Below are 19,246 nucleotides of genomic sequence, written 5' to 3'. Positions count from 1 at the left end.
ATCAATCCCGAAGCGGCTGGTGTGCCGTCTCGCGCGCGGCGAAGAGTGCGATGGCCGTGACCGCGAGCGCTGCCGTCACATACAGCGACACCGCGAACGTCGTTCCGTACTCCTTGTACAGGCTCACGATGATGAGCGGTGCGAAGCCGCCGCCCAGAATACCCGCCAGCGTGTAAGCCAGCGACGAACCGGCATAGCGCACGCGCGTCGGGAACTGTTCCGTGACGAACGCCGCCTGCGGGCCGTACATGATGGCGTGAATCACCAGACCGATGACCACGGACAGCACGATCAGCGCCGGGCTCGACGTATCGAGCAGCACGAAGAAGCCATACGCCCAGATCACAGCGCACAGCACGCCGAAGCCATACACCGGACGGCGGCCGAGCTTGTCCGAGAGCGCGCCGAACAGCGGCACCGTCAGCGCGTTGAAGGCGGTGCCTACGAGCACGGCCGTCAGCGCCAGCGGACGCGACAGATGCAGCGTGCCGGTCACGTACGTCAGCGTGAAGACGACCATGAGTGCGTAGAGCACGTCCGAGCCGATGCGCGAGCCGCCGGCGACCAGCAGATTGCGCCAGTGCTTGCGGAAAACGTCGGCAATCGGCATCTCTGCCTGACGGTCCGAATGCTGCATCTCTTCGAACATCGGCGTTTCTTCCACGCCACGACGCACCCACAGACCGAAGGCCACGAGCACGAGGCTCAGCAAGAACGGCACACGCCAGCCCCACGTGAGGAAGTCGTCAGGCGAGATCGAAAGCGTAATGAGCGCGATCAGGCCAGTCGCCAGCAGCGTGCCGAACGACGGCCCGACCTGCGTCCACGAGGCATTCAACCCGCGCTTCTTCTGATCGCCATGCTCCACCGAGAGCAGCACCGCGCCCGCCCATTCGCCACCGAGCGCCACGCCCTGCACGAAGCGCAGGGCCACGAGCAGCACCGGACTCCAGATACCGATCGACGCGTACGTGGGCAGCAGGCCCATCAGCCCGGTGGTCAGGCCCATCACCACGAGCGTGAGCACCAGCACGGCACGCCGTCCGATCTTGTCGCCGAGGTTACCGAACACGAAGCCGCCGAGCGGACGCGAGACGTAACCGACGGCATACGTCGACAACGCGAGGATGGTGCCGGCCAGCGGATCGACCGACGGGAAGAACAAGTGGTTGAAGACCAGTGCAGCCAGCGTGTTGTAGACGGTGAAGTCGTACCACTCCAGCGTGGTGCCGACCATGCTGGCGGTTGCCAGACGTCCCTTGTTGGCGCCTTGCTTCGCGGTCGTGGCGCTGTCGACCGCACCCTCTGCCCCGCTGTTTTCCCGTACATCGCGGGTATTCGAATACGTTGTCATGAATGTCTCCAGAAGTGCGCGAGATCTGCACGAGACCCGCCGGAGCGACCGGCCTCGCGAATGAGCGGTGGGACGTCAGTCGCCACTGGCGCCGAGGCGCCACAACATGGCGAAGCGGGTCACGTCGGAGGCCGGTACACCGTGAGCGGCAGCCAGCGTCTCGGCGGCGGCGCGCACGGCGTCCGGGTCGGTGCCTTCGATGAGAACGACGGCATCGGCCGGCGGCAGCGGCGCGTCTTTGGCCGTCAGCGAGACGGACAGCGTCGGCACCGTGACTTGCAGCGTGGCGCGCACGATCCCGTCGCCCTGCGCCAGTTCGGCCAGTTGGGCGTTCAGACGCGAGCGAGCCTGCGTCACGACCGCCTCCGTCAGCACGAAGGCCGCGAGCATTCCGCCCTGACCTTCACCGGCTTCGACGTCGAGCGTGCCGACACGGCGTTGCGTGCCCTGCATGCGCGCGAAATTGCGTAGCGACCATTCCGTCTGGTGATTGAACGCCTGGGCGTAGGGCTCGCTCGTGAACACAGCGGCGTCTTGCGTGCAGTAGAGCGCGAGGTACGGACGGGCGCAGTCATGCAGCGCCTTGAAGCGGCGGGCGAACTGGAAGCCCGGAATCGCCACACGCTCCTGCATGTGTTCACGGTCGTACCAGCGGTTGAAATCCGCTTCGGAGGCCGGATCGATATTCGTCCAGATACAAAGTTGGGCGCGCGGGGCAGTCACAGTCATGAGGCATCCATCGGTTTTCGACAATCGGAGAGGCCGGCCGGGGCACGCTTCGCAACGAAGACGAAAGCATGCGCCACAGGCCGACCGTCCAGCCGAGTGTGCAAAACGACGGAAAATGCGTCCAACAAGAAATCAAATTCGCCGCGACAGCAAATTCTTATGACCGCCTGAACCCTTGCCGGGCGGGGCTTCACGCCAGATGACGCGGGGATGAGACCGGGACAAATCAGGAATCGCCGGCGCCCCACACGGGGGCCGTCATGGCAGCCGCAGGCGGAATCGCGATGTCCGGTCCCATATTCAGGGCGAACTCGCTGGCGGTGCGTTGCGCAAGACGGGCGACGTTCTCGGCAAGCAGCGCGCCCGTGCGGAACGACCCGACGAGCGGCAGATTGGGGAAATTGGCGTTCACGCGCAGCAGGTGCAGGCTGTGCTCGCCCAGTTCGCGCTGGATGATCGCCGGGGGCAGCATTGCCACGCCGAAACCATCCGCGACAAGGCGGATGATCGCCGCGACCGACGTCATGCAGTTCACCCGCACCGGGCGTTCGGCCGCGACCGAGAACATGCGCTCCAGCGTCTTGTGCGGTCCGGAATTGCGCGAGAAGCTCACCAGCGGATACGCGGCCAGATCGGCCACGTCGAGCGTTTCGCCTTCGAGATTGAGCTTGGGACTGGCCACCCAGCGCATCGGAAACTCGGCCAGCGGCAGGTTTTCCACGCCGGTGCCGTGCTGCATGTCCGTCTGCAGCACCAGATCGAGCGTGCCCGCTTCGAGCTGTTTGCACAGATTGATGGTCGTCTCGCTCGTCACCTCGATTTCGAGCTGCGGGTACTCGCGGTGAATGCGCGCCGCGAGATCGGGAAACCAGCTGTGCACGATCGACTCGACCACGCCGATCTTGAGCACCCCCGGCGGCATGTCCGGGTCGCTCAGCTCGCGCTTCATCTCCTGCCCGAGCATGACGATGCGCTCGGCATACGCGAGCGCCTTCTGCCCGGCCGCCGTCAGGGTGACCTCGCGCGCGCTGCGGTCGAACAACCGCACGCCGAAACTCTGCTCCAGCGAAGCGATCCGGCTCGATACCCCCGCCTGCGTCGTGTGCAGGCGTTCCGCCGTCAACCGGAAGTTACGCAGCTTGGCGAGCCAGACGAAGGTTTCGAGAAAACGCAGGTTCATGCTTACGGGAGATGCGGACAACCTTTGGGGAAAAGCCCATTTTAACGGGAACACAAAAGACGTCGTTAAACGCTTCCTGCGTATCGTCAACAACGGTCATTTGAGGGGGCCTGTTACGGCCTGGCGTTCCCATCATGTTTCGTGATGTTTCGTTTTCGTAACGTTTTTCGCCGACGCGGCGCGCCTCATCTTCCCCATCCCCTTACGAATCAAGCAGTTAATCGTCTCAAGAGGACTGGCACGGGATTTGCTGAATCTTGTGCAACGGCCCGTCGAGGCCGGAGGGCCAAATCTCTGGAGACTGTCATGTCAACCGCCCATTTCCGCCGACCGCATCCGACAGTGGAACTCGCGCGCTGTGTGTTCCGGCAGCATTACATCCGCATCATGCAGGCCGAGTACCCCGGCAGCTATGCGGTGCTGGTCGACATCTGGCCCATGGACGGCCGTACGTTCTCGAGCATCGATCAGGCCAAGCACGCGGCCATGCTGTTCATCCGCAATATGGAAAACGAGTGAGTCCACGTAAGTGATCCCGCGCCGGCAAGCCTGGCGCGGCCAACGAGACGAGACCGATATGAAACACCACCACACCCGTCAGAGCGCCGCCGAGCGCCACGCCATGGCCGCTTCGATGGCCCGCCCGTCGGCATGCCAGCCGGTTGTCCTCGACCCGGCGGCCGATCCGTACGCCCGCGTCGCCGTCGAGGCTTACGCACAGGCCTGCGCCGAACAACAACCGTGGCTGGCCGAAGCCTTGCAGCGCCAGTACCGGCTGTCCGGGGGCACGCCGTCGAGCGCGGCCGCCATCTGGCGCACGTTCCACGAAGCCCAGCAACTCGCCCGGGAAGGGGACGGCTACGACGAAGCCGCCTGGACACACGTCGCGCTGCACCTTTGCGGCGTACTTGGCGCGATGAACCTGTAATTGTGAATTTTTAGCGGGATCGGCCGTCCGGCGTTGCGCCCCGTAGACGGTAAACTCGGTGCGGCGGGCATTTCTGGCATACTTCGTGCAAAGAAAATTCCCGCAGTTTGCCTGGTACCCAATGAGCAAGTCCTCCGCGTCGGCACAAGCTTTCAGCCGGCACCTCGTCGCCAATATTTTTGGCACGCTAATCCTTCTGTTTCCCGCAGCGTCGCTCGTGGTCCCGCGCGGGGGAAACACGGCGATGTTCGTGACCGCCGCTCTCGGCGCCGTCATTCTCCTGACGAATCGCCGGCCGGGTGAACTGTGCCGGAGTCTACGAGACAATCCGCACGCCCGGATTCTCATCATCTCGCTGTTGCTGCCCTTTTTTGCGATCCTGCTTGTCGAGACGCTGCATGGCCGTGTCGTTGCAAACACCCTCGACTCGCCGGTCCGGTTTCTTCTGGCGACATTGGTATTCCTCGGGTTGAGGCGCATTGTCGACGTCATGCCGACGTGGACCGATCTGGCTTTCGCCACCGGCGCGATATGCGCCGCTCTCATGGCCTGGTACTCGACCGCAGATCTGCTCGCCGCCCGAGCGGAAAGCTCGTTCCTGAACCCCATCCATTTCGGCGACATCGCCATTCTTCTTGGCAGTCTTTCGTTGGTGTCCATTCACTGGCTGTCGCACGACAAGCCGTGGATCGTCGCTTTCAAGCTCATCGGCGGCGCAGCGGGCTGCTATGCCTCCTGGGCCAGCCAGTCCCGTGGCGGGTGGATCGTGCTGCCTTGCCTGCTGATCATATGGTTGCTCTGGCAACGTCAACCGGGTGGCATGAAGCGTCGCCTGACGATTGCACTCATCGGCATTGCCCTGCTGGCAAGCACATTCGCGTCGCAGGTAGTTCGGGACCGCTTCGAGATGATCCGCTCGGATCTGGTCAACCTCTCCGCAGGCGACGCCAACACCTCGACGGGTATCCGAGTGGAACTCTGGAAAGCAGCAGGCAGGCTGATCGCGCAGCGCCCGCTCCTTGGACAGGGGGCGCACGGCTATCGCGATGCCATGCCCGGCATGGCAGCCTCCGGCCAACTGACGCCGCTGGCCGCCGACCTCGGTAAGGGAGAAGTCCACAATCAGATCCTGGCGTACTTCGTCGACTATGGCCTGCTTGGCTTGCTCTGCATCGTCGGGATCTACGCCGGTCCGGCCATCTTCTTCATGCGCTCGGCCAGGCTGAGCACCGGTCATGTGCAGAATCGAGCCGCCCTGATGGGACTGATGACGGTGGTGGCGTTTGCCGTCTTCGGTCTGACCGTGGAGACGTTCAATCTCAAGGTAACGGTCGCGTTCTACGCGACGATGCTGGCCCTGTTTGCCGCGTTCGCCTATCCTGTCGGCTCCCCGGCAGACGACGAAACGCCTGCCAGCCCTGCCGGCCGTTAATCGCAGCGCTCCCAATATGCTAAGCATCCTGATCCCTACGTGGAACAATCTCCCGTTCCTCAAACTATGCATCGATAGTGTTCGCCGCCATTCGGGCGAGGCGCACGAGATCCTCGTTCACGTGAACGACGGAAGCGATGGAACGCTGGAATGGGTCCGCGAGCAGGGTCTGCGTCACACACACAGCAGCGGTAACGTGGGCGTCTGCCTGGCGCTCAACCAGCTCGCGCCGCTCGCCTCGCACGATCAGTTGCTGTTCCTGAACGACGACATGTTCGTCACGCCCGGCTGGGACACCGCGCTCATCGACGCCGCCCGTGCGCTCGATACACCGATCTATTACCTCTCGTCGGTGATGATCGAACCCAACGCGGGGGTCAGCAAGCAGGTGGTCTCGAAGGATTTCGGCACGACGACGGAAACGTTCGACGAAGCCGGCCTGATCGCCTTTGCCGCTTCACTGGGTCGGGAAGACGTCAACGGTGTGCCCACGCAGCCCACCCTCGTGAGCCGGAGCCTCTGGCACCTCGTCGGGGGCTACAGCATCGAGTTCGGACCGGGGATGAGCAGCGACGACGACTTCCTGATGAAGCTGTGGCTGGTCGGATGCCGTACGTTCCGGATCGTCGGCAAGAGCGTCGTCTACCACTTCGGCTGCCGCTCGACCGGGCGCGTGGTGAAGAATCGCGGTAGCCGCGAGTTCCTGATGAAGTGGGGGATGACGCAGGCGGAATTCAAGCGCGACTATCTCGATCTGGCGGGAACGCCCGCGGGCGCCGCCCTACCGAACGTGCCGACGCCCAGCGGCAAGAGCCGCATCAAGCGCGCATTGCACGGCAGCAAGCCCTACCCGCTCGAAGACCTCGCGCGTTGGGATACCGACGTGCCGCGCCATCTGAAACTGGACTGAGCGGTCACCGCGCTGGTGGCTCGACCGTCATCAGTGCAGCCTTAATGCGGTGGGTGGTGCCGTGGGTGGCGGATTCGCGCCCACGCATGCTCAAGACGCTTCACAGCGGGGCTATCCGGGTGACGCGTCCACCACACCCCCAGCTCCCACACCATCCCTGCAAGTATCGCGATCACCACCAGCGCGCCGATCGTGTACCAGATCTCACCGAACGAGGTTGTCATCCTGGCCTCCCGAAAACGCTTCACGGACGACAAACCGTCGTCCGTGATTGCATTCTAGGTGACGAAACCCGGCTTGCCCGCCGGGTCTGCCCTAAGCCTCAATAAGCATCCATAAGCCTGTCGGATCAGAGTTGCCCCATCGTGAGTTGCACCACGAGGCTGCTCACCGACACGGCGGCCCACACCCCAAGACCGAGCAGGATCGGACGCACCCCCGTCGAGGCCATGCGACGCAGGTTCGACGACAGGCCGATGGCGGTCAGCGCAACGATGATCAGGAACTCGGCGGCGTCGTGAATCCACGGTTGCAGCGATGCCGGCACGAACCCTGCCGTACGAATCCCCGAAGCGATCAGGAAGCCGAGGATGAACCACGGGAAGATACGGGCGAGGCTGAAGTTACCGGCACCGGCCCGCTTGGCGCGGTAGGCCACGATGGCGGCGAGCGTCAGGCAGATCGGAATGATCAGCGTGGCACGGGTGAGCTTGACGATGGTGGCATAGTCACCCGCCGCCTTGCTGTAGCTGTAACCCGCGGCCACCACCGACGACGTGTCGTTGATCGCCGTACCGGCCCACATCCCGAAGCCGAGATCCGACAGGTGAAGCGCGTGACCGAGCACCGGGAACAGCAGCACGGCGGCAATGTTGAACAGGAAGATGGTCGAGATGGCGAACGCCGTTTCGTGGTCGTCCGGCTTGACGATGGGCGTGACGGCTGCGATGGCAGACCCGCCGCAGATCGCCGTGCCCACGCCGATGAGCAGCTTGAGCTTGTCGGGCACGCCCAGCAGACGGCCCAGCCCCCACGCCGACAGGCCCGCAGCGGTGATCGTCACCGCCGTGACGGCGAGCGATTCGAGGCCCGTGTGGGCCACCTGCGACAGGCTCAGACCGAAGCCGAGCGCGATGATCGACCACTGAAGCACGTACTTCGAGGCGAACTTGATGCCGGCCTCGTACCGTGCGCCCGGCGAAAACAGGTTGCGCACGAGAATGCCGAGCAGAATGCCGAACACCGGACCGCCGACGAGCGGCATCTGACGACCCAGCAGCAGCGCGACGAAAGCGATAGCCGTCGAGAGGATCAGACCTGCCCACGGGTTGTGCTGATCGGGCACCAGCGTATCCGGCCGACTGGCGGCAGTGGATCCGGCGGACGAAGCGGTGTGGGTTTTTGTTGTCATTGCAGGCACTCCTTTCGAATGACTGCAAGTCTAAAAACTCCGCTTCAATAATAAAAATCGTTATATCGGATACAGAATATCCATATTTCCGATACTTATAACGATCAGACGTAATGCATTGATTTTTATGGCTTTCCCGCCTCCCCTACAGCGTGATGCCAGCGCCCGTTACACTGTCTCGAGCGCCAGGGCACGACACGACGCCGTGCCGATCAGAAAACCAGACCAAGGAGACCGCGCCCCCATGTCGCAAGCTACGTCTACCGCCGACACCCACGTTCGCCGCGCCCAGTGGTATTTCGATTTCGCATCCCCCTTCGCGTACCTGCAATTCGAGCGCTTCGACACGCTGCCGCGCACGTTATCCGTCGAACTCAAGCCGATCGTGCTCGGCGCGATCCTCGTGCATTTGCAGACGCAGGGGCCGGCGGAGACACCGCACAAGCGCATCTTCACCTACCGGATGGCGCAATTCCGCGCCGAGCAGGACGGCATTCCCTACAAGATGCCGCCGGTGCACCCGTTCCATCCGATTCGCGTGCTCAGGCTCGCTGTCTCGCTGGGGGCGACGCATGACGTCGTGCGCACGATCTTCCGCTTCATCTGGGCGGAGGGCCGCGATGTCTCCGACGCTCAGGGCTGGGCCGACCTGAGCCAACGGCTCGGGCTGTCCGCCGACGAGGCGCTCGCCCGCGCGGAGGCGCCGGACGTCAAGAGCGCCTTGCGCGAGAACACCGAAGCCGCGATTGCCGCAGGCGTGTTCGGCGTGCCGACGTTTGCGTATGAGGGGGAGTTGTATTGGGGCGACGATGCGACAGCGATGTTCCGTCACTGCCTCGCGCACCCCGAATGGCTGCAATCGCCGGACGTCAAACGTCTGCAACAGGTGACGGTAGGCGTGCGACGCGAGCGCTGAAGCGATCGCGCCACGTCCGCCGGATGAACAGTCCGGCGTTATTTGCCGGTGCCCAGCACCAGCGGTAACGGCACGGCCTCGGCCATGGCGGCGTAACCGGCATCGCTCGGATGGGTGCCGTCGCCGCTGTCCAGACGCGGCAGCATGCGCGTCGGCTGCGACGGATCGCGTAGCGCCGCATCGAAGTCGATGACACCGTCGAACCCGCCATTGCCGACACTACTACGGACCCAGCGATTGACCGCCTCGCGAACCACCTCCCGCTCGGGCGGCAATTTGCCGGGCGGAATCGTGGTGCCGAGAATGCGCACGTTGCGCGCGTGGGCCGCGGCGATCAGCGACTGATATCCGGCGATCATCTCCGGCGCCGTCACGATCACATGGGGTACGTCGCAATCGAGCCCGGCGTGCGGCGGCACGTAACCGAAATTGATGTCGTTGATGCCGATCTGCACCACAACCGTTTTTACGCCCGGCTGCTCCAGCGCGTCGCGATGAAAGCGGGCCACGAGCCGCTCGCCGTAGCAGGCGGAGTCGTGCAGCAGCCGGTTGCCGCTGATGCCGAGATTGAGGACGGCCACGTCGCGTCGCCCGGCGGCGGCCAGACGCCGCGCGAGCCCATCGGGCCAGCGACGATTCGCGCCCAGCGTGCTGCGCATGCCGTCGGTAATCGAATCGCCGATGGCGACGATGGCATGCGACGGCACATCCGGCGTCACACTCAGCCCGGCCAGCCACAACGTATTCGTAAAACGCGTGGGGAAGGCCGACGCCTGCGCGTCATCGACGAAATCCCCCGCGCCGCTCAGAAACGCCGTCTGCTGGGCGATCTTGTGCCACGTCGTGGGGGTTTTCGATTCACGGGTAAAGAGGCTGACCGCCAGCGGCGTACCGGCGCGCACGGCGAACGGCACCGGATCGCTCTCGAGCGATGCGCCCGGCGCAATGCGCGCGACCGGCTGGCCGCCGAACGTCAGACCTCGCAGGCTCGCGGCATCGATGCCAGCGCCGCGCGCCGAGACCGCCAGCGTTGCACGCTCGATGACCAGCGGCTGCGTGCCGAAGGTGTTCGAGAAACGCACACGGGCTTCGTTACCGGATAGCGTCGGGAAAATGATTTGACGGACGGTGCGCCCGCCAGCGGCCGGGGCACGATTGAACGACGGCGCGGCCGGATGTTGTGCGACCGCCTGCGGCGCCGTCGCCCAGGCGCCGACCCGAGCGTTCCCGGCAACCGCAGACGTCGCCACATTCGGCGCGCCCTGTGCGAACGCCGACGATGCCGCACCTGCGACCCCAGTAACGGCACAAGCCACGACGCAATGCGTCAGCGTGGTCATCGTGAAGCGCGCGACGGTGCGCAGCGCAACATGCCGGGCACGATGCCTTTGCGGCAAGCCCTCGGTAGCGGAAAACCGCGGGAACCGGTGGTTCAGGAACGTCGGGAACATCGAAAGCATCAGGGACAGCGGAGGCGATCCGCGAGTCGGGGCAGCAGCCGCCATTGTGCCTCATTGTGGCCACTGGCAAGGGCTTACGTTGCCTTTCGGGTCATTCGCGCCGTCCAGGCGGTGTTTTGCTTTATTCAGCGAAACACCGCACGAGGCAGCGGAGACTGCCTGCCATGCCTAGCGCGTCGAAATTACGATGGCGACACGCCGGTTCTGCGCCCGTCCGGCCGGTGTGCCGTTATCGGCCACCGGATTGCGCTTACCGGCACCGATCGTCTGAATGCCGGCCCGCTGCATACCGGCATCCACCAGCACGCCGGCGACGGCATCGGCACGGCGCGCAGAGAGTTGTTCGTTGTAGGTGTCGCTGCCGACCGAGTCGGTGTAACCGTAGACACGCACGGCATCCAGTCCGACCTTCACGAGCGTGTGGCCGATGCGCGACACGGTGTCGCGCGCCGTATCGCGCACCACGAACTTGTCCGTGTCGAACAGTACCGTGTCCGAGAGCCCGAACTCCCAGCCTTCATCCGTCTGCTTGAAGCCTTCGGCCTTGAGTGCGGCAATCTGCTCAGGCGTGAGGCCGTGCACCGGCGCGGTCTGGCACCCGGCCAGCACGCCGACGCCGAGCAGGCAGACGAGCAGGAGCATCCGGCGAACGGATGCCTTCAGTGACGTCGCGATGTGCGTCAGCGCGGCAGCAAAACCTTCGAATGCTACGAATCCTTCGTCGAGGCGACGGGCGTGGCGGGTGAAAGCGCGCATCGAAGCGCGCTCACGTGTGTGATGAGTGCTCAAAACCAATCCCCATTGCGGTGTGAAATCCGGTCGTCGTTTCTTGTTGTCGTTTGTTCAGCTTAGGTGTTGCCAGCCGCCTTATCTCTTGGGGCTTTCCGCAACATGCCAGGTGCCCTGGCCGGCACGCTTGGCCTGATACATCGCCGCGTCCGCCGCACGCAGCAGCGCGGGCGCGTCGTCGGCATGCGTCGGGTACAACGCGATACCGATGCTCATCGAGGTGACGAGTTCGCCGCCGTTGATGCCATCAGGCAGCGCGATCGGTCGTTCCATCGAGGCAAGCAGCGTCTGCGCGAGGCGCACGGCATTGGAGGTCTGACGCACGCCGCGCAGCATCACGGCAAACTCGTCGCCACCGAGACGCGCCACCAGATCGCCCTCACGCAACGGCTGACGCAGCCGCCCTGCGATGGCCACCAGCACGGCGTCGCCCGCGTCGTGTCCGAGCCGGTCGTTGATGTCCTTGAAACGATTGCCGTCGAGATACAGGAGCGCGACGTGGGTGCCCAGCTCCCCCGCCTCTGCAAGCGCCTGCGCCAGACGCGACTCGAAGTACGCGCGGTTCGGCAGGCCCGTCAACGGATCGTGATTCGCCTGATGGGCGAGCGTAGCGTTCTGGGCACGCAAGTGGTTCTGCCAGCCCTCGAATTCGTCGAGCAGCGCGTTGAAGTCGTCGCCCAGCTCTTTTAGCTCGGCAATCGGCGTGGCGGCCACGCGTTGATGGAACGCCCGTTCCCGACGCACCGCGTGGGCGACTTCCGCCAGCGCGCGCAGGGGTTTGACGATATCGCGGTGCATGCGCTTGGCCAGCAGGTTCGCCACCGCAAACGTCACCAGCAGACAGGCCAGCACGCCGCCGACCCCACTCATCAGAAACACGAAGAACTGGTTGCCCTGCCCCTGCACTTCGATTTGCCCGACGACATTGCCGTCGTGACGAATCGGCAGCGTCACGGGCCCCGGCATCGCGACATCGGCCACGGTACGCTCGATGCGCGACCACGTGCCGCCGTCAGGGCGGCGCCACATGGCGAACTGGACGTTGCGCGCATCGAGCACGCGCACTTGCACCACGTCCTCGTCGTTCGCAATCAGGGCAATGGCTTCCTGCGCAGCCACGCGGTCGCCGAACACGACGGCGGCTTCGGCCGTGTAGGCGAGCGAGCGTCCGATCAGCAGCAGGTTGTTCTCGGCGTAGGCGCGCAGTGCGATCCACGCGACGATCGAGAGCGAGAGTGCCGCGAGCACCACGGCGGAGACCGCCAGACGCAGGTGCGTGCGCCGCAGCACCCGTTGCAGCGAAGGTCGGCGGCGGCGCACCGGGGGAGACGCCGCCGATGCCTCGGCGGCCATATCAGGGACCGCGTCGGGTGCGGCGGTTTGCGGTTCATGCGTCGCCGCGCCAGACGCCAGCTCGACAGCGCTGTGCGGCGGCATCAATCCGGCAACGGGCACGCCCGGTCCGTTCGGTGGGGGATGGGCTGGGGGGAATTGGGTTGTCATGGTGTCCCCGGCTTTCGTGCCAGCTTCAGCACGTTCGGGTGGACACGTACGCCGCTGCGCGCGACGGTGTCGAGGTTGATGTCGAAGGTCACCCGGTCGGTATCGACGTTCAGGCAGAACATCGTGCCGAGCGTGCAGGAGTCGTTGCGCTCGCTGATCGTGAGCACGGGGTGACCGGCGAGTGCGGCCAGGACCGCACGGCGTTCGGTGTCGCTCACCGCGCCGAGATACAACGCATCGCACAACGAACCAATGGCGGGTTCTGTGGCGGACACGCGCTGCACGTCGACGGGCGGCGCAACACCGGCATTACCGGTATTACTCGTATTGCCGGAGGCCTGCCCCGCAGGCGGTGTGAGCAGGTCGCGCGCGTAGTCGGTGTTGCCGATCACGCACAGGCGCACCTTCGCGGGCGGCGTGGGCCAGCGGGTGAAGCTGACGATACCCAGCACGACCTGTCGCACGTTGGCCTCGCGGGTACCTGCCGGCGAGGGGGCTGCGCCCGCCCCGGCGCTGGCGGACGTCTGCGCCATCGCGTCGCCGGGCATCAGCATGCACAACATCAGCGAACACAGCATCAGACGCGCGCGCCAATGCAGAACCGCGCGGCACGCTCGCCGCGGGCCCCGTGTCGTGCCGCTCGTCTTGATCGAGACGCTATGCAATGCCGTCTTTCCTCTTTGCTGAAATGTCCGTTCTTCGCCGGAATCAGGCCGCATGATACCGAAGGGCTCTTCATCGAGCCAGATACGGAGTCGGAGACCGGGTTCCGCACACTGGGCCGCAAGCTCACAGCATGCGCGTCCCGGCACGTTTTCGAAACCCCTTCCGCCCCCGCGTTTTCCCTTGCACGAAAGGGCTTGCATCGTGGCAGAATGGCGTTCATAACCAATTGAAAATCAAAAGGAATCGAGCCATTCGATCGCTCGATCTTCGAGATAAAAATCGCGACGCCAGGGAGGTGTTGCATGACGTTCCTGAATTCCGGCCGGACCGGCTTTCGGGAGGTGCGGACGTGAACGATCCCGTGCCTCGTCGGGTGCCTGACGTACAAGCCGAATTGAGCCGCGCCGCGCTCGATAGCGCGCCCTATGCCATGTTCGTGTGCACAGACGACGGCATGCTCGAACGCATGAACACGGCATTCACGCGCCTGACCGGCTACCAGCCGGACGACCTGCTGGGCAAACGCAGCTTCCTCTCGCTGCTCGATCCCTCCGAGCTCGCCCGCCGTCGCCTGCCGGCCCTCGCCAGCCTGTCGGCCATCGAACCGGTACCGTACGACGACGAGTGGCACCTGCTCACCCACATCCGCAGTTGGCTGCCGGTCCGTCTTGCGCTCTCCTGCGTCGAACATGCCCCGGGCGAGCGGCGCTGGGTCGGGATCGTGCTGGATCTCTCGCAACAAGTGCAGGTGGCGTCTCGCCTGTGGTACGTCACGCATCACGACCCGGTCACCAACCTTCCCAACCAGACCTTGCTCAACGAGCGGCTGGAACTGGCGATCCACCGCTGCGCGAATCAGCGGGTCGGGTTGACGGTGATGCTCGTCGAACTCGATCACCTGCGCAAACTGCGCAGCACCTTCGGGCCACCGACGGCCGAGCTCGCCTTGCGCATCGCGGCCGAACGCTTGCGCGAAGCCAGCGGGCCGGAAGACGCGCTCGCCTGTCTCGGCGGCAGTCAGTTCGTCATCGTCACCAACGAGACCGGCGACGGCGCCCGGTTGCTCGCCGCGCGCATTCAGGCGCGGCTGGCGCAGTGGGTGGACGTCGACGACAACACCGTCGCACTCGACGCGAGCATCGGCGCGGTCAGCTACCCCGACCATGGCAACACGCCGGAGACGCTGTTGCGGCGCGCCCATGTCGCGCTCGGCATCGCCAGCGCCGCCGGTGGCGGCCTGCGCTTCTTCAGCAGCGAGATGGATTCGCAGACACGGCGACGCAACGAGCTGGAAAGCCTGTTGCGTGTGGCCGTGCACGAGCAGGCGCACTCGCAATTGCATCTCGTCTATCAGCCGCAGGTCACCCTCTCGACCGGCGAGATCCGTAACGCGGAGGCGCTGCTTCGCTGGCGTCACCCGACGCTCGGGGCTGTCGGTCCTGCCGAGTTCGTGCCGATTGCCGAGACCTCGGGGCTGATCCTGCCGCTGGGCGAATGGGTCATGCGCACGGCATGTCGCGAGGCGAGCCGGTTGCTGCGGCGCTGCGGCCATTTGCCGCGCGTGTCGGTGAACGTTTCGTCGCAGCAGTTCGCGCGGCAGGATGTCGTGGGGATGGTCGAGCGGGCACTGAACGTCAATGCGCTGGAGCCGCGCTATCTCGAGATCGAAATTACGGAAACGGTGCTGCTGGGCGACTCCAGCGCCGCCATCGGGTGCCTGCGTTCGCTGCACGATATGGGGGTGGAGATCGCCGTGGACGATTTCGGCACCGGCTACGCCAGCCTCGCGTATCTCACGCGCTTTCCGGTGCATCGCCTGAAGATCGACCAGAGCTTCGTGCGCGACATGCTCACGCACGCGCCGAGCCATGCCATCGTGAGCGCCGTCATCGCCATGGCCCACTCGCTCGGATTACGGGTGACGGCCGAGGGCGTGGAGACGCAGGCGCAGGCGCAGCGGCTCACCGAACTGGGCTGCGACGAGGCGCAGGGCTACTGGTTCGCCCGCCCCGTCGACGCTCAGGGCTTTTATCACATCGTTGCGCCCCTGGGCAGCGGCGCTCGCCGGTGACATCGACTGCTCATGCAGCGGCGCTCGCCGGTGACATCGTTTGATAAAGCAGCGGCGCCCCACCGCTGACGCCCCGCCACCCCGGCGAATCATGTATCCGGTGCCGCCTTTTTTGTCGACATGGCGTGTCAAGACTCGCGCGTGACTTTAGAACGCGGTATGGTACGTCGCGAAGGGATTCCCCCGAACGACGTAGCAACGAGGAACATCGCCATGAAAACCAAAGCCGCCATTGCCTGGGAAGCGGGCAAACCCCTGACCATCGAAGAAGTCGATCTGGAAGGGCCGCGCGCCGGCGAGGTGCTGATCGAGGTCAAGGCCACCGGCATCTGCCATACGGACTACTACACACTCTCGGGCGCCGATCCGGAAGGCATCTTCCCCGCCATCCTCGGCCATGAAGGCGCGGGCGTGATCGTCGACGTCGGTCCGGGCGTCACCACGCTCAAGAAAGACGACCACGTCATTCCGCTGTACACGCCCGAGTGCCGTCAGTGCAAGTTCTGCCTGTCGCGCAAGACCAACCTGTGTCAGGCGATCCGCAGCACGCAGGGCCGCGGCCTGATGCCGGACGCCACGTCGCGCTTCTCGCTCGACGGCAAGCCCATCTTCCACTACATGGGCACGTCCACCTTCTCGAACTACATCGTCGTGCCGGAAATCGCCGTGGCGAAGGTCCGCTCCGACGCGCCGTTCGACAAGGTCTGCTACATCGGCTGCGGCGTGACGACCGGTGTCGGTGCTGTCGTGTACTCGGCGAAAGTCGAAGCGGGCGCGAACGTCGTCGTCTTCGGTCTGGGCGGGATCGGCCTGAACGTCATTCAGGGCGCGAAGATGGTCGGCGCCGACAAGATCATCGGCGTCGATATCAACCCGGGTCGCGTCGAACTCGCGAAGAAATTCGGCATGACACACTTCATCAACCCGAAGGAGGTCGAGAACGTCGTCGACACCATCGTGCAGTTGACCGACGGCGGTGCGGACTACTCGTTCGAGTGCATCGGCAACGTGACGACCATGCGTCAGGCGCTGGAGTGCTGCCACAAGGGCTGGGGCCAGTCGTTCATCATCGGTGTGGCGGCGGCCGGTCAGGAGATCAGCACGCGTCCGTTCCAACTGGTCACGGGCCGCGAGTGGAAGGGTTCCGCCTTCGGTGGTGCGCGTGGCCGGACCGACGTGCCGAAGATCGTCGACTGGTACATGGAAGGCAAGATCAACATCGACGATCTCATCACGCACACGCTGCGCCTCGACCAGATCAACGAAGGTTTCGATCTGATGAAGCGCGGCGAGTCCATCCGTTCGGTCGTGCTGTACTGAGCGACGACACACGATGGCACACGGCGGCGCCCCCACGCCGGCCTTGCCACCGCGGCCGCCACGCTCGTCCGGCAAGGACGGCGGGGATCGCAAGGATCTCGGTGGCGAGGGGCGCGCCGACCCGACCGGCGTACCGCTCGCGCGGGCACGCCGGCGGCGCCATCGCATTCGTCTCGCCCTCTTTCTCACCCTGTTGCTCGCGGGCCTGACCTTCACCACGGTCAGTCTCGTGCACGACGTGGGGCGCGCGGGCGAGCACAGCATCGCGCTACTGCCGTTCCTGCTGCTCGTCGTGGCCCTGCTCATCGCGCTGGGCTTCGAATTCGTCAACGGGTTTCACGACACCGCCAACGCGGTGGCAACCGTCATCTACACAAACTCCCTGCCGCCGAGCATTGCCGTGATGTGGTCCGGCCTGTTCAACTTTCTCGGCGTGCTGCTCTCCAGCGGCGCGGTGGCGTTCAGCGTTGTGGCGTTGTTACCTGTCGAGCTGATCCTGCAAGTCGGTTCGTCCGCAGGCTTTGCCATGGTGTTCGCGCTGCTGATCTCCGCGATCCTCTGGAACGCCGGTACGTGGTGGCTGGGATTGCCCGCGTCGTCATCACACACGCTGATCGGGTCCATCGTCGGTGTCGGCATCGCGAACGCGCTCATGCACGGACGCGACGGCACCAGCGGCATCGACTGGGAGCAGGTCACGAGCGTCGGTTACTCGCTATTGCTTTCGCCCGTAATCGGCTTCGGCCTCGCTGCGGCGTTGTTCATAGCGCTCAAGGTGTGCGTGCGCAATCCCGCGCTTTACGCATCGCCCGAGCCGCGCACGCCGCCGCCCTGGTGGATTCGCGGCATCCTCATCCTCACCTGCACGGGCGTGTCCTTCGCGCACGGGTCCAACGACGGGCAGAAAGGCATGGGTCTCATCATGCTGATTCTCGTCGGCACCGTGCCGATCGCCTATGCGCTCAACCATGCGATGCCTGACGCGCAGGTCGCGCAATTCGCCGCCAGCGCGCAGCGTGTGCAGCGCTCGCTCGCAGCGCATCCGCCGCTGAGCCCGACCGTCTCCGATATCCCGGCGGCCGCTCCGGCGCGCGACGTACTGACCGGCTTCATTCGCACCGAACAATTCACGCCCGAGGTCGTGCCGGCGCTGTCCGAGCTGACCGGCGAGATCGGTCACGACATCGCTTCGCATGGCTCGTTTGCGCGAGTTCCGGCGACGTCGGTCGCCAACGTGCGCAACGACATGTACATCGTGTCGGAGACGATACGTCTGCTGGAGCGTCGGCAGGACACACATGATGTTCGTCTTGCGCCCGACACCGAGCGCGAGCTCAGGGTGTTTCGCGGCGAGCTGGACACGGCGACCAAATACATCCCGTTCTGGGTCAAAGTGTCGGTCGCCGTGGCGCTCGGTCTGGGGACGATGGTCGGCTGGCGGCGCATCGTCGTGACCGTGGGCGAGCGCATCGGCAAGAAACATCTCACTTACGCACAGGGGGCGTCGGCCGAAGTCGTCGCCATGATGACCATCGGCGCGGCCGACATGTTCGGCATGCCCGTGTCCACGACGCACGTGCTGTCATCCGGTGTTGCGGGCACCATGACCATCAACGGTGCGGGTCTTCAGTGGGACACCATCCGGAATTTGTTACTGGCGTGGGTGCTCACGCTGCCGGCCGCGATCGTGCTTGCGGGTGGCTTGTACTGGGGCTTTCGCCAGTTGTTCTGAGTGTGGGATCGGGCGCGAATGTAAATGCTGTAACGCGCGAGAATATGGCTGCAACGTTTCGTTACGCGTTACTGCAAACCAACCAGCGACACGACCGGTCGAACCGGCATGCAGAGGTTTGGGGCTGCACCTCGTCACAACAGGGAGAAGACCATGAACCAACGAACCTTGCCGCTCATTCTGGCGGGGACTGCCATGCTGACCACGCTCGCGGCCCTGCCCGAAGTCGCGTCGGCGCAGTCGGGGCAAGCCGTCATCAACTCGGCGGCCAATGTGCGAGCGGGTCCGGCCTCCGACTACCCGATCGTCGCACAGGCGGCGCCCGGCATGCCGGTAACGGTTTACGGCTGCATCGCCGGCTACTCGTGGTGCGACATCGGCCTGCCGGGCGCACGCGGATGGATCTATGGCGCGCTGCTCAGCTATCCCTATCAGGGCAATCCGGTACCCGTGCTCAATTACGGGACGATGATCGGCTTGCCGATCATCGCCTTCTCCATCGGCAATTACTGGGGCAACTATTACCGTAACCGTCCCTGGTACAACGACCAGCGGTATTGGCATCGTCCGCCGCCGGGTCCTCGCCCGCCGCATTGGGGCCCGGGTCCGGGGCCGAGGCCACCGGGCGGTCACTATCCGGGGCCGGGACCGCGACCGCCGGGTGGTCACTATCCGGGACCGGGACCGAGGCCGCCGGGACACGGCGCAGGGCCGGGTCCGCGCCCCCCGGGACATGGCGCCGGCCCGGGTCCGGGCCCGAGGCCGCCGGGCCATGGGGGACCGGGGAGACGTCCGCCGGGTGGTGGCGACGGGCACGGGGGTGGTCATGGCGGGGGTCATGGCGG

18 protein-coding genes are annotated in these 19,246 nt (G+C 65.0%); 9 read left to right on the top strand and 9 right to left on the bottom strand.

Annotated elements, in window-relative coordinates; all coding sequences use genetic code 11:
* Position 1 precedes the first annotated feature (1 nt).
* The 3 genes from A9762_RS11745 to A9762_RS11735 all read right to left on the bottom strand — a co-directional run bounded on the left by A9762_RS11745 (position 2) and on the right by A9762_RS11735 (position 3,263).
* The gene (locus A9762_RS11745; RefSeq protein ID WP_083253851.1) at positions 2 to 1,354 is read right to left on the bottom strand and encodes an MFS transporter; all 1,353 of its coding nucleotides are present in this window, start codon (positions 1,352 to 1,354) and stop codon (positions 2 to 4) included.
* 75 nt (positions 1,355 to 1,429) lie between these two features.
* Positions 1,430 to 2,083: a DUF4286 family protein gene (locus A9762_RS11740; protein ID WP_069342223.1), complete on the bottom strand. Its 654-nt coding sequence runs from the start codon at positions 2,081 to 2,083 to the stop codon at positions 1,430 to 1,432.
* A gap of 226 nt (positions 2,084 to 2,309) precedes the next feature.
* Positions 2,310 to 3,263: a LysR family transcriptional regulator gene (locus A9762_RS11735; RefSeq protein WP_069342222.1), complete on the bottom strand. Its 954-nt coding sequence runs from the start codon at positions 3,261 to 3,263 to the stop codon at positions 2,310 to 2,312.
* Positions 3,264 to 3,569: 306 nt separating this feature from the next.
* On the opposite strand from A9762_RS11735, the gene A9762_RS11730 reads away from it, so the two are divergent.
* From A9762_RS11730 to A9762_RS11715, 4 genes are read left to right on the top strand one after another with little or no spacing between them, the layout of a single operon-like run.
* A complete protein-coding gene (locus A9762_RS11730) occupies positions 3,570 to 3,782 on the top strand; it encodes a hypothetical protein (protein ID WP_069342221.1) in 213 nt (70 codons plus the stop codon).
* A 58-nt stretch (positions 3,783 to 3,840) separates the two neighbouring features.
* A complete protein-coding gene (locus tag A9762_RS11725) occupies positions 3,841 to 4,191 on the top strand; it encodes a hypothetical protein (RefSeq protein ID WP_069342220.1) in 351 nt (116 codons plus the stop codon).
* Between the two features lie 58 nt (positions 4,192 to 4,249).
* Complete coding sequence (locus A9762_RS11720) at positions 4,250 to 5,623, top strand: O-antigen ligase (protein ID WP_139133182.1); 1,374 nt, start codon at positions 4,250 to 4,252, stop codon at positions 5,621 to 5,623.
* Positions 5,624 to 5,639: 16 nt separating this feature from the next.
* Positions 5,640 to 6,533 carry a glycosyltransferase family 2 protein gene (locus A9762_RS11715; protein ID WP_069342218.1) on the top strand — a complete coding sequence of 298 codons (894 nt, stop codon included), beginning with the start codon at positions 5,640 to 5,642 and terminating at the stop codon, positions 6,531 to 6,533.
* A gap of 41 nt (positions 6,534 to 6,574) precedes the next feature.
* Here A9762_RS11715 and A9762_RS11710 read toward each other — a convergent pair whose 3' ends face one another.
* The gene (locus A9762_RS11710; protein ID WP_069342217.1) at positions 6,575 to 6,757 is read right to left on the bottom strand and encodes a hypothetical protein; all 183 of its coding nucleotides are present in this window, start codon (positions 6,755 to 6,757) and stop codon (positions 6,575 to 6,577) included.
* 125 nt (positions 6,758 to 6,882) lie between these two features.
* Entirely contained in the window at positions 6,883 to 7,944 is a 1,062-nt protein-coding gene (locus A9762_RS11705) for a YeiH family protein (protein ID WP_069342216.1), read from the bottom strand.
* A 244-nt stretch (positions 7,945 to 8,188) separates the two neighbouring features.
* Between A9762_RS11705 and A9762_RS11700 the strand changes: the two genes are divergently transcribed.
* Positions 8,189 to 8,860, top strand: a complete 672-nt coding sequence (locus A9762_RS11700; protein ID WP_069342215.1) for a 2-hydroxychromene-2-carboxylate isomerase — start codon at positions 8,189 to 8,191, stop codon at positions 8,858 to 8,860.
* Positions 8,861 to 8,898: 38 nt separating this feature from the next.
* Here A9762_RS11700 and A9762_RS11695 read toward each other — a convergent pair whose 3' ends face one another.
* From A9762_RS11695 to A9762_RS11680, 4 genes are all read right to left on the bottom strand, one after another.
* Complete coding sequence (locus A9762_RS11695) at positions 8,899 to 10,200, bottom strand: SGNH/GDSL hydrolase family protein (protein WP_083253858.1); 1,302 nt, start codon at positions 10,198 to 10,200, stop codon at positions 8,899 to 8,901.
* A gap of 288 nt (positions 10,201 to 10,488) precedes the next feature.
* A complete protein-coding gene (locus A9762_RS11690; RefSeq protein WP_371442830.1) occupies positions 10,489 to 11,076 on the bottom strand; it encodes an OmpA family protein in 588 nt (195 codons plus the stop codon).
* Between the two features lie 111 nt (positions 11,077 to 11,187).
* Complete coding sequence (locus A9762_RS11685) at positions 11,188 to 12,462, bottom strand: diguanylate cyclase domain-containing protein (protein ID WP_069342280.1); 1,275 nt, start codon at positions 12,460 to 12,462, stop codon at positions 11,188 to 11,190.
* 146 nt (positions 12,463 to 12,608) lie between these two features.
* Positions 12,609 to 13,190 carry a YfiR family protein gene (locus A9762_RS11680; protein WP_139133181.1) on the bottom strand — a complete coding sequence of 194 codons (582 nt, stop codon included), beginning with the start codon at positions 13,188 to 13,190 and terminating at the stop codon, positions 12,609 to 12,611.
* A 437-nt stretch (positions 13,191 to 13,627) separates the two neighbouring features.
* On the opposite strand from A9762_RS11680, the gene A9762_RS11675 reads away from it, so the two are divergent.
* The 4 genes from A9762_RS11675 to A9762_RS11660 form a co-directional block, all read left to right on the top strand.
* Positions 13,628 to 15,349, top strand: a complete 1,722-nt coding sequence (locus tag A9762_RS11675; protein WP_069342214.1) for a bifunctional diguanylate cyclase/phosphodiesterase — start codon at positions 13,628 to 13,630, stop codon at positions 15,347 to 15,349.
* 213 nt (positions 15,350 to 15,562) lie between these two features.
* Entirely contained in the window at positions 15,563 to 16,669 is a 1,107-nt protein-coding gene (locus A9762_RS11670; protein ID WP_010805175.1) for an S-(hydroxymethyl)glutathione dehydrogenase/class III alcohol dehydrogenase, read from the top strand.
* A 13-nt stretch (positions 16,670 to 16,682) separates the two neighbouring features.
* Entirely contained in the window at positions 16,683 to 18,401 is a 1,719-nt protein-coding gene (locus A9762_RS11665; RefSeq protein ID WP_083253849.1) for an inorganic phosphate transporter, read from the top strand.
* 153 nt (positions 18,402 to 18,554) lie between these two features.
* Positions 18,555 to 19,246: SH3 domain-containing protein (locus A9762_RS11660; RefSeq protein ID WP_069342213.1), on the top strand; the 692-nt coding region annotated here is incomplete at its 3' end.

This window comes from Pandoraea sp. ISTKB, assembly GCF_001721285.1.
GTDB lineage: Bacteria > Pseudomonadota > Gammaproteobacteria > Burkholderiales > Burkholderiaceae > Pandoraea > Pandoraea capi.
Note: the sequence above shows the minus strand (reverse complement) of the source record. Positions and strands in the feature narration are given on the sequence as shown.

Coding starts and splice junctions, on each gene's coding strand:
- A9762_RS11745 (WP_083253851.1), bottom strand. CDS start 1,354: ATGACAACGTATTCGAATACCCGCGATGTACGGGAAAACAGCGGGGCA.
- A9762_RS11740 (WP_069342223.1), bottom strand. CDS start 2,083: ATGACTGTGACTGCCCCGCGCGCCCAACTTTGTATCTGGACGAATATC.
- A9762_RS11735 (WP_069342222.1), bottom strand. CDS start 3,263: ATGAACCTGCGTTTTCTCGAAACCTTCGTCTGGCTCGCCAAGCTGCGT.
- A9762_RS11730 (WP_069342221.1), top strand. CDS start 3,570: ATGTCAACCGCCCATTTCCGCCGACCGCATCCGACAGTGGAACTCGCG.
- A9762_RS11725 (WP_069342220.1), top strand. CDS start 3,841: ATGAAACACCACCACACCCGTCAGAGCGCCGCCGAGCGCCACGCCATG.
- A9762_RS11715 (WP_069342218.1), top strand. CDS start 5,640: ATGCTAAGCATCCTGATCCCTACGTGGAACAATCTCCCGTTCCTCAAA.
- A9762_RS11710 (WP_069342217.1), bottom strand. CDS start 6,757: ATGACAACCTCGTTCGGTGAGATCTGGTACACGATCGGCGCGCTGGTG.
- A9762_RS11705 (WP_069342216.1), bottom strand. CDS start 7,944: ATGACAACAAAAACCCACACCGCTTCGTCCGCCGGATCCACTGCCGCC.
- A9762_RS11700 (WP_069342215.1), top strand. CDS start 8,189: ATGTCGCAAGCTACGTCTACCGCCGACACCCACGTTCGCCGCGCCCAG.
- A9762_RS11695 (WP_083253858.1), bottom strand. CDS start 10,200: ATGACCACGCTGACGCATTGCGTCGTGGCTTGTGCCGTTACTGGGGTC.
- A9762_RS11690 (WP_371442830.1), bottom strand. CDS start 11,076: ATGCGCGCTTTCACCCGCCACGCCCGTCGCCTCGACGAAGGATTCGTA.
- A9762_RS11685 (WP_069342280.1), bottom strand. CDS start 12,462: ATGGCCGCCGAGGCATCGGCGGCGTCTCCCCCGGTGCGCCGCCGCCGA.
- A9762_RS11680 (WP_139133181.1), bottom strand. CDS start 13,190: ATGCTGTGTTCGCTGATGTTGTGCATGCTGATGCCCGGCGACGCGATG.
- A9762_RS11670 (WP_010805175.1), top strand. CDS start 15,563: ATGAAAACCAAAGCCGCCATTGCCTGGGAAGCGGGCAAACCCCTGACC.
- A9762_RS11665 (WP_083253849.1), top strand. CDS start 16,683: ATGGCACACGGCGGCGCCCCCACGCCGGCCTTGCCACCGCGGCCGCCA.